This is a genomic window from Streptomyces hyaluromycini (assembly GCF_002217755.1).
Lineage (GTDB): Bacteria > Actinomycetota > Actinomycetes > Streptomycetales > Streptomycetaceae > Streptomyces > Streptomyces hyaluromycini.
This window is the reverse complement of record NZ_BCFL01000021.1, coordinates 350,808-362,361: the sequence shown is the minus strand read 5'-3', so window position 1 is coordinate 362,361 and position 11,554 is coordinate 350,808. Positions and strand designations below refer to the sequence as shown.

Below are 11,554 nucleotides of genomic sequence, written 5' to 3'. Positions count from 1 at the left end.
GTGCGACGGGTGGGCACTCTCAGTCGGGTCCGGCCGCCGCGCCGGAAGGGTCCCGCGGGCACGATCACGTCCTTCGTATGGACGCACCGTGACGGGAGTGGAAAGCTCGAATAACCGCGGGCGTCATCGGAGCCGCCACCGCACGCGGCCCGCCATGCTCGCCCGCGCCCACAGAGACCTCACCGTGCACGGGAGGCAAAACCATGGGCGACAAGGTCAAGGAACACCCCGGAGCCGCCGGCAGGGCAATGGCGGCCGACCACCCCGCGTCTGTACGGAATGTGGTGCTGGTCGGCCACTCCGGATCGGGCAAGACCACATTGGTGGAGGCTCTCGCGCTGACCGCGGGAGCGGTGAACCGGGCGGGCCGGGTGGAGGACGGCGGAACCGTCTCGGACTACGACGACATCGAGCACCGGCAGCAGCGCTCCGTACAGCTGTCGCTGGTACCGGTCGAATGGAACGGATTCAAGATCAACATCCTGGACACCCCGGGATACGCCGACTTCGTCGGAGAGCTGAGGGCCGGTCTGCGCGCCGCGGACGCGGCCCTCTTCGTCGTCTCGGCCTCGGACGGGGTGGACGGCTCGACCCGGATGGTGTGGGAGGAGTGCGCGGCCGTCGGGATGCCCCGGGCGATCGTCGTCACACACCTGGAGGCCGCCCGCGCGGACTTCACGGAGATGACCCGGGTGTGCGCCGAGGCGTTCGGCGCCGACGACCCCGACGCCGTGCTCCCCCTCTACCTGCCGCTGTACGGGTCGCAGGGTCCGGACGGGCACGCGCCCGTGACCGGTCTTGTCGGGCTGCTCACGCAGAAGCTGTTCGACTACTCCACCGGGGAGCGCAAGGAGTCCGAGCCAGGGCCCGACCAGCTGCCGGGCATCGAGGACGCCCGCAACCGGCTCATCGAGGGGATCATCTCGGAGAGCGAGGACGAGACCCTCATGGACCGCTATCTGGGCGGCGAGCAGATCGACCTCAAGACGCTGGTCGAGGACCTGGAGCGGGCCGTGGCACGCGGGGCCTTCTTCCCCGTCCTGGCCGCCGCCCCGGCCGTCGACGGCGCCCGCCAGGGCCTCGGCACGGTCGAGCTCCTGGAACTGGTCACCGGCGGCTTCCCGACGCCGTTCGAGCACCCCACGCCCGGAGTCATCACCATCGACGGCACCCCGCGCGACATCAAGCCGTGCGACACCGGCGGACCGCTGGTCGCCGAGGTGGTGAAGACCGCCTCCGACCCGTACGTCGGCCGCGTCTCGCTGGTCCGGGTGTTCTCCGGCACCCTGCACCCCGACGAGACGGTCCATGTCTCCGGTCACGGGCTCGCCGACCGCGGCCACGAGGACCACGACGTCGATGAGAAGATCGGCGCCCTGTCCACGCCGTTCGGCAAACAGCAGCGGCCGGTCACGCACGTCATCGCCGGTGACCTCGCGTGCGTGGCGAAACTCGGCCGCGCCGAGACCGGGGACACCCTCTCCGGCAAGGACGACCCGCTGCTCATGGAGCCGTGGGAGATGCCCGACCCGCTGCTGCCGCTCGCCATCGAGGCGCACAGCAAGGCGGACGAGGACAAGCTCTCCCAGGGCCTGTCCCGCCTTGTCGCCGAGGACCCGACCATGCGGCTCGAACAGAACCAGGACACCCACCAGGTGGTGCTGTGGTGCCTCGGGGAGGCGCACGCGGACGTCGCCCTGGAGCGGCTGCGCAGCCGGTACGGCGTCCAGGTCGACGTCGTACCGCACAAGGTGTCCCTCCGGGAGACGTTCGCCGGCAAGTCCGCCGGGCGCGGCCGGCACGTCAAGCAGTCCGGCGGGCACGGGCAGTTCGCGATCTGCGAGATCGAGGTGGAACCCCTGCCCGGCGGCTCCGGCATCGAGTTCGTCGACAAGGTGGTCGGCGGCGCGGTGCCCCGGCAGTTCATCCCGTCGGTCGAGAAGGGCATCAGGGCCCAGGCCGTCAAGGGCGTCGCCGCCGGCTACCAGCTGGTGGACGTGCGGGTCACGCTGCTCGACGGCAAGGCGCACTCGGTGGACTCCTCCGACGCCGCCTTCCAGACGGCGGGCGCGCTGGCCCTGCGGGAAGCCGCGGCGGACGCGAAGATCCATCTCCTGGAACCGGTGGCCGAGGTGTCCGTGCTGGTCGGCGACGACTACGTGGGCGCGGTGATGAGCGACCTGTCCGGGCGGCGCGGCCGGGTGCTCGGCACCGAGCAGACCAGCGGCGGACGCACCCTCGTCAAGGCCGAGGTACCGGAGTTCGAGATCGGGCGGTACGCGGTCGACCTGCGCTCCCTCTCGCACGGCACGGCCCGGTTCAGCCGCTCCTACGCGCGCCACGAGCCGATGCCGCCGCAGATCGCCGAGAAGATTCGCGAACAGGCCGACGACGCCTCCTGATTGGGGTCACAGGGAGTGTTCGGCGGGCGGCTTCGGCCGTCCGCCGAACGCCTGTCAGTGGCTGGGGATACTCTGAGTACTTGATCAACAGGTGTGCGGAGTACGGAAGTCGGGAAGGCCGCAGAAGCGGGACGGCGGCAAGTGGGGGCGGGAATGAGCTTCGAGGACTTCTTCGGGCCACAGGTGCCCAGGCCGGGCGGCGAGGCGCAGGCACCGACCTACGCCCTGGCCTCGGCGGCCTACCGGGACACACCGATGGAGGAGATCAAGAAGGCCGACAACGAGTGGCACCAGTCCACGGTCAGCGAGGGCCGCAAGTGGGCGAAGATATTCCGGCCCAACTTCGGTGAGGCCTACTCCCAGGCGGTCATCGACCGCATGCTGGGCGTCGGCCGCAAGCCGCTCATCCAGTCCTTCGGCAGCGAACCGCAGGTGGTCGTGGAGCACTGCCTCGCGGCCAACCGCATCCGCAAGGAACGCGACCAGCGGCTGACCGCCGTCATGTTCCTGTGCGGCGTGCTGTTCCTGCCGGGGCTGCTGGTCTGGCTGCTGGTCTTCCAGCTCCGGGCGACCATGCTGAAGGCCGACAACAAGCGGGTCTCCGGGCTCGGCAGCGCCCTGCTGGCCGCCGTCGGCGTCGTCGCGGTGATCTTCCTGATCCGGATGCCGCTCAACGGCTTCTGGGGATGGTACGCACGCGGCTGCATCGTCCTCCCCGTCGCCGGCTGGTACCTGGCCAAGCGGCTCTGCGAGCGCACCGCGAGGGACCTGCGCGAGGCCTGGGACGGCCTGCTGTCCGGCGGCAGCGTCGGCGCGAAGGTCCCCGAGGCGGTGCCGACCAGCCCCGACCAGGCCGCGGCCGAGCAGCTGCGCCAGTCGCTGGCCCGGCTCAGCGCCGAGCAGCAGTCCAACTCGGTCTTCTACGCCGGCCCCAAGGGCATACTCGGCATGGGCACCCGCTGGGGCTCCTGGCACCTCGCGGAGGAGCTGGTCCCGCTCGATCCGGTCAAGGGCATCCACGAGTTCCGCGCCTGGACGGTCGTCCGGGAGATCGAGAAGGAGCTGAGCGTGCTGCACCGGCAGCACCTGAAGACCGGCGGCTTCCCGGAACCGCAGGTCAAGCACTGGATCGTCACCCATGTCGGAGAGGGCGCCAAGGCCGTGTCCAGGCCCGAGGGGACCGACTACAAGGTGGGACCCGCCGACGTCGAGCGGATCTGCAACAGCAACCACTTCGACAAGGGCGAACGCCACTACCTGGGCGTGCAGTGGCCGTACCTGTGGGACGGCGGCCTGATCATCACGATGATGGCCACCGTGACCGTGCTGAAGGAGACCCTGCGGATCGAGGTCACCGGACACGCCCTCGGCCCGGTCAACGGCTTCTTCAGCGGCAAGCCCGAGGCGCCCACCAAGACGGTCGCCAAGACCGTCCGGTTCTGGGAGACCCGGACCGTCAAGCTGCCCCTGGTCACCCCGGACGAGGTGGTCCGGCTGGCCGCGCGGGCGATGATCAGCTGGTATCCGCCGCTGCTGAAGTGGCTCGGCGGTTCCATAGGCCTGCCCGAGCCGTTCGGCCTCCGGCACGCCTGGGCCGACCAGCCGTGGAAGCACCGCTTCATGGCGGACGACGCGCTGCGCGCGGCCACACCGGTGCTCCGGGCGGTGCACCGGGCCGCGTTCACCGTGCTCAAGGAGCACGACGTCAACATGGACAAGTTCAACGCGCGGGCGGGAGCGCTCAGCGGGTCGGTCCAGGAGGCCTCACCGAAGAAGGCCGACACGTACGACGCGTGAGCCTCCGGCGGTTCGGCCGAAGTGGGCGGGGCGGGCACCAGCCCCTGGGGGCTGCCGCCCCCGGACCCCCGCTTCGGCCTGGACGGCCTCGTCCTCAATCGCCGGACGGGCTGCTCAATGTGACGTCGGCCAGGCCTCGGCCAGCATCTTCCGCGTGTCCGCCAGCAGCTGCGGCAGTACCCGGGTGTGGCCCACCACGGGCATGAAGTTCGTGTCGCCGCCCCAGCGCGGGACGATGTGCTGGTGCAGGTGGGCCGCGATGCCGGCGCCCGCCACGGAACCCTGGTTCATGCCGATGTTGAAGCCGTGGGCGCCGGACGCCGTGCGCAGCGCGGTCATCGCCTGCTTGGTCAGCTCGGCCAGTTCGACCGTCTCCGGGCCGGTCAGGTCCGTGTAGTCGGCAACATGGCGGTACGGGACCGTCATCAGGTGGCCGCCGTTGTACGGGTAGAGATTGAGCACCGCGTAGACGTGCTCGCCGCGCCGGACGATCAGCCCGTCCTCGTCGGACTTGGCCGGGATCGAGCAGAAGGGACAGCCGTCGTCGGCCCCCGGACCGGTCGGCTTGTTCTCACCCTGGATGTAGGCCATCCGGTGGGGTGTCCACAGGCGCTGGAACGCGTCCTGCGTCCCCACTCCGATCTGCTGCTCGGGCTCACTCGTCATGCTACGCAGCATATGGCTTCGCCCGTTCGCGGCGTGTCGCCGGGGCCAGGGCAAAGCGATCGGCGGCGAAGCTGGGCGGATGGACGACGACAGCCGGCTGAACCGCTGGGACCGCAGGACCGACCTGACGCTGGGCATCGCGTCGCTGGTCTTCCTCGGCTCGTACGCGGCGCACGTGCTGGCGCCCGGGATGCCGAAGGCCGCGCACGCCTTGTTCCTGTCGCTGATGTACACGGCCTGGGCGATGTTCGCCGTCGACTACGCGGTGCGCTGGCGGCTCAGCGGCGAGGGCCCGCGGTTCGTACGGCGGCACTGGCTGGACACGGTCGTCCTGGTGCTGCCACTGCTGCGGCCGGTGCAGGTCGTGCGGACCTACGAGTCGATCCAGCGCCGGCGCGGGGAGCCCCGGCTGGCGCTGCACGCGCGCGTGGCGGCCTACTCGGCGCTGTCGATCTCACTGCTCGGCTTCTCCGGCGCCCTCGCCGTCTACCAGGCCGAACGCTCGGCCCCGAACGCCAACATCCGCACCTTCGGCGACTCCCTCTGGTGGACCTGCTCGACCCTCTCCACGGTCGGTTACGGCGACTACGTCCCGGTGACCACCCTGGGGCGGTTCATCGCCGCGGGGCTCATGGCCTGCGGTCTGGCACTGCTGGGCACGGTCACCGGGTCGTTCTCGTCCTGGATGCTGCAGCGGTTCGCGCTGAACGAGGACGAGAGAAGGCCCCCGGGGGATTCCCCGGGGGCCTGAAACCCCCGCAGTGGCGGGGAGCAGGGCACCTTGTGCGTCCGGGCCTTGCGAATCTTCGGATCACCCCCGCGTCAGCGGGGACCCGTCACACCTGTACGCGGCGCTCCACCACATCAACGATCTTCGCGATCGCTTCGTCACGCGGAATGCCGTTCTCCTGCGAACCGTCGCGGTAGCGGAACGACACCGTGCCCGCGTTCATGTCGTCGTCGCCGACGATGATCATGAAAGGCACCTTCTGCTTCTGCGCGGTCCTGATCTTCTTCTGCATCCGGTCCGAGGACGCGTCCACCTCGACCCGCAGGCCCTTCTTCTTCGCCTCGGCGGCGAACTTCTGCAGGTACTCGACGTGCCCGTCCCCGATCGGGATGCCCACCGCCTGGACCGGCGCCAGCCACGCCGGGAAGGCGCCCGCGTAGTGCTCCAGGAGCACCGCGAAGAACCGCTCGATGGAGCCGAACAGGGCGCGGTGGATCATCACCGGGCGCTGCTTGGAGCCGTCGGCGGAGGTGTACTCCAGGTCGAAGCGCTCGGGCAGGTTGAAGTCGAGCTGGACGGTCGACATCTGCCAGGTACGGCCGATGGCGTCCTTGGTCTGCACGGAGATCTTCGGGCCGTAGAAGGCGGCACCGCCCGGGTCGGGGACGAGCGGGAGGCCCTGCTTCTCGGCGACCGCGCGGAGCGTCTCGGTCGCCTCCTCCCAGACCTCGTCGGAGCCGACGAACTTCTCCGGGTCCTTGGTGGAGAGCTCCAGGTAGAAGTCGGTCAGACCGTAGTCGCGCAGCAGGTTCAGGACGAAGGTGAGCGTCTTGTCGAGCTCCTCCGCCATCTGCTCCTTGGTGCAGTAGATGTGCGCGTCGTCCTGGGTGAAGCCGCGGGCCCGGGTGAGGCCGTGCACGACACCCGACTTCTCGTACCGGTACACGGTCCCGAACTCGAAGAGGCGCAACGGCAGTTCACGGTAGGACCGGCCGCGCGCGTCGAAGATCAGGTTGTGCATCGGGCAGTTCATGGGCTTGAGGTAGTAGTCCACGCCCTCGTCGAGCTGCATAGGCGGGTACATGCCGTCGGCGTACCAGTCCAGGTGCCCGGACGTCTCGAAGAGCTTCCCCTTCGTGGCGTGCGGGGTGTAGACGAACTCGTAGCCCTCCTCCTCGTGCCGGCGGCGCGAGTAGTCCTCCATCACCCGGCGGACGACGCCGCCCTTGGGGTGGAAGACGGCGAGGCCGGAGCCGATCTGCTCCGGGATGGAGAACAGGTCCAGCTCGCTGCCCAGCTTGCGGTGGTCGCGCTTCTCGGCCTCGGCGAGGAAGTCCAGGTACTCCTTCAGCTCGTCCTTGGACGGCCAGGCGGTGCCGTAGATGCGCTGGAGCATCGGGTTCTTCTCGCTGCCGCGCCAGTAGGCGGCCGCGTTGCGCATCAGCTTGAACGCCGGGATCAGACGGGTCGACGGCAGGTGGGGACCACGGCAGAGGTCCTTCCAGCACAGCTCGCCGGTCTTGGCGTCCAGGTTGTCGTAGATCGTCAGCTCACCCGCGCCGACCTCGACGTCCGCGCCGTCGTCGTGCGACGCCGAACCCTTGAGACCGATCAGCTCCAGCTTGTACGGCTCGTTCGCCAGCTCCTCGCGGGCGGCCTCGTCGGTGACGACACGACGGGAGAACTTCTGCCCGCGCTTCTGGATCTCCTGCATCTTCTTCTCGATGGCCTTGAGGTCATCGGGGTGGAAGGGCTTCTCGACGTCGAAGTCGTAGTAGAAACCGTCCTTGACCGGCGGGCCGATGCCCAGCTTGGCCTCGGGGAAGAGCTCCTGGACGGCCTGGGCCATGACGTGCGCGGTGGAATGGCGCAGGATGTTGAGACCGTCCTCGGAGGAGATCTCGACGCCCTCGACGGTCTCGCCGTCCTTCACCTCGTACGCGAGGTCCTTGAGCTCACCGGCCACCCGGGCGGCGATGATCGAGCGCTCGCCGGCGAAGAGCTCGGCGGCCGTAGTGCCCGTCGTCACCACGCGCTCGTCCCGCTCGGAATCGCGTTGGATGATCACACGGACGTCTGACACCGGTCTCTCCTGACTGAAGGTGGATGCGGCGCCATACCAGGAGCGCGCGCAATAGGGGATCGTACCGACCCCTGGCCTCCGTCCGCGAAACGGTTACCGACAGTCCCCGGTCAGTCGCAGTCGTCCCCGGTGCACGCCTCCTCGAAGAAGTCGAGGTTCTCCTGGAGCGACTTCATCAGCCGGTCCCGCTCGGCCTCCTCCACCTGGACCGGCGCGACCCCGTAGGCGCCGGACAGCCGCCGGAAGCCGCCCCGGCTCTCCAGCCGCCCGTGCACCCGCACCGGGAGACCGACGAGGTGGGCCTGCCCGGCGATCCGGTAGTCCTCCTCGTCGAGGGTGACCCTGACGTACGGCACCTCGGCCCCGGCGATCACCCGCAGCCGTACCGCGCCCTCGCCGCGCGGCTCGGAGCGGCGCATCCGGACCACGGTGCCGGTGACCCGGACCGCGACGGAGGGTTCGTCGCGCAGGTAGCGGGCGCCGGCCTCGCGCAGCACGGGCAGGTCGCCGGGCGAGAACTCGACCGGCTCGGTGGTGGCCGCGCAGTCGTCGGGGACCCCGGCGCCCGGCGCCCACTCGACGGAGATGCGGGCGCCTTCCGTGCCGCGCACGAGGGTGACGAGGGCGTCGGTCAGTTCCCGGCTCACACCGGCCTCGACGGCGCCGTCGAAGGCGTCCATGCCGCCGGTGGCCCGCTGGTAGTCGATGGCCTCACGGGCGGCGTACAGGGCCTGGTGCAGGCGTACGGCGAGGGGCCGGCCGGTGCCGACGGGCACGAAGGCGGTCAGGCCGCGCCCGCTGTCCGCCGAGCCGACGAGGACGGACTCCAGCATGGCGGCGGCCGGGCGCCGGTGCCGGGCGCCGTAGTAACCGGCACGCGCGCGTGTGGCGAGCGCGCCTGCCAGCAGGGTCTGCCGGGCGGCGGTGCGCAACTGCTCCTCGACCGTCCAGGACGCGGCGTCCGCCGGCCCGCTCGGCACATCACGCCACCAGCGGATCTCGTCGCTGGGTACGGCGAGCCCGACCAGCACCTCGCGCGCGGCGGGCGTACCGCTGCGCATGAGAGCCGTGAGCGCCTCCCCGAGCAGATCGTCACTGTCCGGGAAGGCGCGGCTCTCGGGTACCAGCAGGCTGGTACCGGTATTGCCCGGCCCTGGTGGGGTCCAGCGGCCGTAGCGCCCCGGGGCTCCCCCGCGCCGCTGCCAGCCGTGCCGGCGCAGCAGGGCGCCGAGCACCGCGGGGTCGACCTCGGTGGGCTCGGGAGGATGGTTCCAGTGGGGGTCCACCGGATGCGGCCGGACTTCCCGCAGCTGCTCCTCGTACGGACGGTGCCTCATGGTCGTCCTCCCGTCCCGACCCGCGTCATGATCTCGCAGAGCGCCCGGTCGTCGAAGATGCGCGAGGTCGGAATCCGCACGGTGGTCCGGTTCCGGCCGGTGATCGGATGCCCTGCCAGGTTGACCCAGTAGCAGCAGTGGCGCAGATCGAGCCGATCGTGGCTGGCGCGCAACCAGTCGTCCTGGGAGCGCGGTACCAGCATCACCACCAGGATCTTGTGCACCGACACCGGTGTGCGGGCGAGCTTGCGCAGGTGGTCGTTGTCCAGCGTGAAGGAGAAGAAACGTCCCGGCGGGTTCGGTGCGATCTGGTAGGTGCACTTGAGCTGCACCTTTATCGTCACCTCGTCATCGACGGTGTGACCGGGCGAGCCGTGGCTGACGTGCCAGTCGATGCCGTTGTCCGGGAATGGCTGCGACAGCGAGCAGCCGGCCGCCGCCGCGACGGCATGCAGATAGCCCACCTGCAATGTCTCCATGCAGGCGGTGGTCGCGAGTGTGCCGCGATGGGGGCCCGTGCGTTCGGGCAGCAGCCCGCCCCGCTCGGGCTGCGCTATCGCCATGACCAACAGCCTTCCCAGCCAAGAGTTTCCCCGTGACGGGCCGCTGAACTGCAAAGACCCGCACTCCTGTTGTGTCCTTCCGGCGTACGTCGCAAACGGCCCGGGTATCACCAAACGGGCAGAAGACGGTACGTCATCTGCCGAGGGTGAACGAGGAGTTGTATTGGCATGACGTGCTGGTACGAGGGGCCCCTGGCGGCCTTCGACACGGAGACCACGGGCGTGGACGTGGAGACCGACCGCATCGTGTCCGCCGCGGTCGTCGTCCAGGACGCCCCGGGCACCCGGCCCCGGGTGACCCGCTGGCTGGTCAACCCGGGCGTGCCGGTGCCGGAAGCGGCGACGGCGGTGCACGGGCTGACGGACGAACACCTGCAGCGCAACGGCCGTTGGCCGGCGCCGGTGGTGCATGAGATAGCCGAGGAACTGGCCGAGCACGCGGCGATGCACCGCCCACTGGTGGTGATGAACGCGCCGTTCGATCTGACCCTGCTGGACCGCGAGTTGCGCCGTCATCGGGCGTCCTCGCTGGACCGCTGGTTCGAGGCGAGCCCCCTGCTCGTCCTCGACCCCCGGGTCCTGGACAAGCATCTGGACCGCTACCGCAAGGGCCGCCGGACCCTGACCGACCTGTGCGCGCACTACGAGGTCACCCTTGAGGGCGCGCACGACGCGGGCGCGGACGCGCTCGCGTCCCTGGAGCTCGTACGGGCGCTGGGCCGCCGTTTCGCGACCCGCCTGGAGCGCCTGACCCCGGCCGAGCTGCACACGTTGCAGACGACCTGGCACGCGGCGCAGGCCCGTGGCCTGCAGGCGTGGTTCACCCGCAGCGGCACGCCGGAGACGGTGAGCACGGACTGGCCGCTGCGGCCGGAACTGCCGACGGCTGCGTGACGGAGGGGGCGCCGCGACCGGCGCCCCCTCCGGTCAGGCCTCCGATCAGGCCTCCGATCAGGCTCTCGTGATGGTCCGTCCCGGCATCGGCTCCGCGAGCGCGAGCCGCCGTGCCGGAGCGCCGAAAGAGCCGGCGAAGTACTGGGTCTCGTGCACCACGTGCTGGTCGGCGAATTCCATGATGCTCACCGAGTACGACGGCACGCCGTCGTAGGTGATGACGCATTCACTGACCCACACCATCGCGTGACTGCGGGTAGTCCAGGATTGCGTCGGCGGCGTAGACGGGGTGCTCGGTCTCGACGTCCCCGCGTTCCGATGCCCGCCAGTGCTCCTCGATCGCGGCCCTGATCCGGGAGGCAGCCGGACGCGGGCCGCGGAGTCCACCGTTCGGCCGGACCGCGGAACGGCAAAAAGGCCGGTCTGCAGAAGCAGACCGGCCTTCCCGGTGGTGGGCGATACTGGGTTCGAACCAGTGACCTCTTCGGTGTGAACGAAGCGCTCTCCCACTGAGCTAATCGCCCGGGAACGCAGTGAACGATACAGGTACCGGCGGGTTTCGTTCAAACCGCTTGGAGGTGCCTGAGCAGTCCGCGCCGTCCGGAGCGCATCATCAGCCGGTGGTTGAGCCGGAAGAACGGCCGCCCCAGCAGGGCCAGTCGTCGCAGCAGCGGCTTGTTGACGTCGACGACCTGGTCGTAGCGGGCGAGGGTACCGGTGCCGTCCGACGTGATCGTCCACCGGGCCCAGCCCTCGATGTCACCGGTCATCGAGATCTCCAGCACGCCGGCCTCCGGATCGCGCCGCGCCTCGCGTGCGGTGAACGTGAGGTCGTACGGGATGAACGACCGGATGGTGAGGACGGCGACGGAGTCGTCCAGCTGGTTCACCGAGCGCACCTGGGGCCACCAGCGGGGGTACTCGTCCACCGTCCGCAGCGCCTCGTACACGGTGGTGAGCGGTACCGGGAGGGGCCACAGGCTGCGGAAACGGTAGTGGTTCCAGTCCATGGCCGCAGTCTGTCGCAGACCGCGGATCTGAGTACGCGTACTCATGCCGGTACGAAGTGACCTGGACCACAC

10 protein-coding genes and 1 tRNA gene are annotated in these 11,554 nt (G+C 69.9%); 4 read left to right on the top strand and 7 right to left on the bottom strand.

Annotated elements, in window-relative coordinates:
- Positions 1–203: 203 nt before the first annotated feature.
- Both SSP29_RS26025 and SSP29_RS26020 read left to right on the top strand, forming a co-directional pair.
- Positions 204–2,402, top strand: a complete 2,199-nt coding sequence (locus SSP29_RS26025) for an elongation factor G-like protein EF-G2 (RefSeq protein ID WP_089103217.1) — start codon at positions 204–206, stop codon at positions 2,400–2,402.
- Positions 2,403–2,555: 153 nt separating this feature from the next.
- The gene (locus tag SSP29_RS26020; protein ID WP_089103216.1) at positions 2,556–4,199 is read left to right on the top strand and encodes an AbeC-like domain-containing protein; all 1,644 of its coding nucleotides are present in this window, start codon (positions 2,556–2,558) and stop codon (positions 4,197–4,199) included.
- A 114-nt stretch (positions 4,200–4,313) separates the two neighbouring features.
- Here SSP29_RS26020 and SSP29_RS26015 read toward each other — a convergent pair whose 3' ends face one another.
- Complete coding sequence (locus SSP29_RS26015) at positions 4,314–4,865, bottom strand: HIT family protein (RefSeq protein ID WP_245883206.1); 552 nt, start codon at positions 4,863–4,865, stop codon at positions 4,314–4,316.
- A gap of 79 nt (positions 4,866–4,944) precedes the next feature.
- Between SSP29_RS26015 and SSP29_RS26010 the strand changes: the two genes are divergently transcribed.
- Positions 4,945–5,616 carry a potassium channel family protein gene (locus tag SSP29_RS26010; RefSeq protein WP_089103214.1) on the top strand — a complete coding sequence of 224 codons (672 nt, stop codon included), beginning with the start codon at positions 4,945–4,947 and terminating at the stop codon, positions 5,614–5,616.
- A gap of 85 nt (positions 5,617–5,701) precedes the next feature.
- Here SSP29_RS26010 and thrS read toward each other — a convergent pair whose 3' ends face one another.
- The 3 genes from thrS to SSP29_RS25995 all read right to left on the bottom strand — a co-directional run bounded on the left by thrS (position 5,702) and on the right by SSP29_RS25995 (position 9,578).
- Positions 5,702–7,678: a threonine--tRNA ligase gene (gene thrS / locus SSP29_RS26005; RefSeq protein ID WP_089103213.1), complete on the bottom strand. Its 1,977-nt coding sequence runs from the start codon at positions 7,676–7,678 to the stop codon at positions 5,702–5,704.
- 110 nt (positions 7,679–7,788) lie between these two features.
- Positions 7,789–9,015, bottom strand: coding sequence for a hypothetical protein (locus SSP29_RS26000; RefSeq protein ID WP_089103212.1), 1,227 nt, complete (start codon positions 9,013–9,015; stop codon positions 7,789–7,791).
- Positions 9,012–9,578, bottom strand: a complete 567-nt coding sequence (locus tag SSP29_RS25995) for a DUF4365 domain-containing protein (RefSeq protein ID WP_089103211.1) — start codon at positions 9,576–9,578, stop codon at positions 9,012–9,014. The genes SSP29_RS26000 and SSP29_RS25995 overlap by 4 nt, the downstream gene beginning before the upstream one ends.
- Before the next feature lie 168 nt (positions 9,579–9,746).
- On the opposite strand from SSP29_RS25995, the gene SSP29_RS25990 reads away from it, so the two are divergent.
- A complete protein-coding gene (locus SSP29_RS25990) occupies positions 9,747–10,472 on the top strand; it encodes a 3'-5' exonuclease (RefSeq protein ID WP_089103210.1) in 726 nt (241 codons plus the stop codon).
- A gap of 57 nt (positions 10,473–10,529) precedes the next feature.
- On the opposite strand, the gene SSP29_RS59960 is transcribed toward SSP29_RS25990, so the two are convergent.
- The 3 genes from SSP29_RS59960 to SSP29_RS25975 form a co-directional block, all read right to left on the bottom strand.
- Positions 10,530–10,715, bottom strand: coding sequence for a hypothetical protein (locus SSP29_RS59960; RefSeq protein ID WP_150134918.1), 186 nt, complete (start codon positions 10,713–10,715; stop codon positions 10,530–10,532).
- 206 nt (positions 10,716–10,921) lie between these two features.
- Positions 10,922–10,996, bottom strand: a tRNA-Val gene (locus SSP29_RS25980).
- A gap of 39 nt (positions 10,997–11,035) precedes the next feature.
- The gene (locus SSP29_RS25975) at positions 11,036–11,482 is read right to left on the bottom strand and encodes an SRPBCC family protein (protein ID WP_089103209.1); all 447 of its coding nucleotides are present in this window, start codon (positions 11,480–11,482) and stop codon (positions 11,036–11,038) included.
- Positions 11,483–11,554: the final 72 nt, after the last annotated feature.

Bases quoted from the DNA above. Each gene is read 5' to 3' on its own strand.
- SSP29_RS26025 (WP_089103217.1), top strand. From the start codon at position 204: ATGGGCGACAAGGTCAAGGAACACCCCGGAGCCGCCGGCAGGGCAATG.
- SSP29_RS26020 (WP_089103216.1), top strand. From the start codon at position 2,556: ATGAGCTTCGAGGACTTCTTCGGGCCACAGGTGCCCAGGCCGGGCGGC.
- SSP29_RS26015 (WP_245883206.1), bottom strand. From the start codon at position 4,865: ATGACGAGTGAGCCCGAGCAGCAGATCGGAGTGGGGACGCAGGACGCG.
- SSP29_RS26010 (WP_089103214.1), top strand. From the start codon at position 4,945: ATGGACGACGACAGCCGGCTGAACCGCTGGGACCGCAGGACCGACCTG.
- SSP29_RS26000 (WP_089103212.1), bottom strand. From the start codon at position 9,015: ATGAGGCACCGTCCGTACGAGGAGCAGCTGCGGGAAGTCCGGCCGCAT.
- SSP29_RS25995 (WP_089103211.1), bottom strand. From the start codon at position 9,578: ATGGCGATAGCGCAGCCCGAGCGGGGCGGGCTGCTGCCCGAACGCACG.
- SSP29_RS25990 (WP_089103210.1), top strand. From the start codon at position 9,747: ATGACGTGCTGGTACGAGGGGCCCCTGGCGGCCTTCGACACGGAGACC.
- SSP29_RS59960 (WP_150134918.1), bottom strand. From the start codon at position 10,715: ATGGTGTGGGTCAGTGAATGCGTCATCACCTACGACGGCGTGCCGTCG.
- SSP29_RS25975 (WP_089103209.1), bottom strand. From the start codon at position 11,482: ATGGACTGGAACCACTACCGTTTCCGCAGCCTGTGGCCCCTCCCGGTA.